Raw genomic sequence first — 1,743 nt, 5'->3', positions numbered from 1 at the left:
GGCTTTCCGCGTCAACGCCGAAGCGCCCGGCATGCTGGCCCGGGCCTGCGCCAAGGCGGGCGCCGGCCTGGTGCATTTTTCCACCGACTACGTTTTCGACGGCAGCCAGTCGCGGCCCTGGCGCGAAGACGACCCGACCGGGCCGCTGGGCGTCTATGGCCAGAGCAAGCTGGCCGGCGAAGAAGCCATCCGCGCCAGCGGCGCCGCGCACAAGATCTTCCGCCTGTGCTGGGTGTACGGGCCGCGGGGCCACAATTTCCTGTTGACCATGCTGCGGCTTGGCAAGGAGCGCGACCACCTGCGCGTGGTGGACGACCAGCGCGGTACGCCCACCAGCGCCCGCCGCATCGCCGCCGGCGTCGCCGGGGCCCTGCGGGTGATGCCCGCCGCCAGTGGCACCTGGCACCTGGCGGCCGAAGGCGAGTGCAGCTGGTTCGACTTCGCCGGCGAGATCTTCCGCCAGGCCGTCGACCGCGGCCTGCTGGCCAAAGCCCCGGCGCTGGAGGCCATTCCCAGCAGCGAGTTCCCCACGCCGGCCCGCCGCCCGGCCTATTCGCGGCTCGATACCGGCGCTTTCACGCGTGATACCGGCCTTCACCTTGGTGACTGGCGTGAAGGCCTGGCCGAGGCCCTGGACTCGCTTGCGCCCTAGCGGCGTGCCCCCTATCGTTCAGCGTTGACGTCGTCAAACACGAACCGGGGAGTTCAGATGAAATCCGTCATTACCGCGCTGGCCCTGCTTGCCGGCGCCAGCGCTTCCGCCGCCGAGCTGCCCTCGGTCGAGCACTTCATGCGCCACGCCACCTATTCCAGCGCCCGCATTTCGCCCACCGGCGAATACCTGGCGCTGGGCGTCGACCGCGGCGGCCAGGACGTGCTGACCGTCATCCGCCTCAAGGACATGAAGCTGCTGAAGGTGAACGTGCTGCCGGACGAAAAGTCCGTGGCCGGTTACCAGTGGATCGGCGACGACCGCCTGATCTTCACCGCCATTCGCAAGTACGGCAGCTTCGCCCAGCCGTTCGGCACCGGCGAGTGGTATGCCGTCAATGCCGACGGCAGCCAGCCGCGCCCGGTCATCTTCCGCGGCAGCCGCGGCACCGCCGAGCGTGCCAAGGCCGTGTTCAACGAAAACTTCAGCATGGTCGATCCACTCGAGAACGATCCGCGCAACGTGCTTATGTCCGCCACTACGCCCCGTTCGCGCACTGGTTCCAACACCGAGCTCGTGATGGTCGACACCGTTTCGGGCGTGCGCAAGACGCTGGCGACGGCGCCGCGCGAGAACTGCAGCCTGGCGGTGGATGAAAAGAAGCAGCCGCGTTTCGCCCTGTGCTTCGACCAGGAAAACGAGGAAGGCGAATACGACACCCGCACCGAACTTTACCGGCTCGGTGATGACGGCAAGTGGGCCCTGGTGAACAACGCCGACATCGGCGACGGCAAGCAGATCCGCGTCGCCTGGACCGCGAAGGACGGCACCATCTACGCCCTGCAGGACGACGGCAAGAAGCCGGCGGCCTTCGGCACGCTGGATCGGCAGACCGGCAACTTCCAGAAGATCTTCCAGGACGAGGTGTCCGATATCTCCCGGTACGTGGTGTCGCCCACGGACGACAAGCCGCTGGCCGTGGTCACCGAAGCCGGCATCCCGCGCATCGAGCTTGTGGACGAGCAGCACGCCGACACCGAGCTCTACGCCTCGCTCGCGAGCGCCTTCCCGGGCCAGGTGGTGAATTTCAG

1 protein-coding gene and 1 pseudogene are annotated in these 1,743 nt (G+C 67.7%); both read left to right on the top strand.

All coding sequences use genetic code 11. The features are described from left to right. Nucleotides 1–652 (top strand): dTDP-4-dehydrorhamnose reductase (rfbD, locus tag AACZ35_RS14110; protein WP_339830393.1); only part of this gene is annotated, 652 nt, incomplete at its 5' end. A gap of 57 nt (nucleotides 653–709) precedes the next feature. Next, nucleotides 710–1,743: pseudogene (locus AACZ35_RS14105) on the top strand (S9 family peptidase); the annotation flags it as partial.

The sequence above is a fragment of the uncultured Arenimonas sp. genome (genome assembly GCF_963976025.1).
Lineage (GTDB): Bacteria > Pseudomonadota > Gammaproteobacteria > Xanthomonadales > Xanthomonadaceae > Arenimonas.
This window is presented reverse-complemented; position numbering and strand designations above follow the sequence as displayed.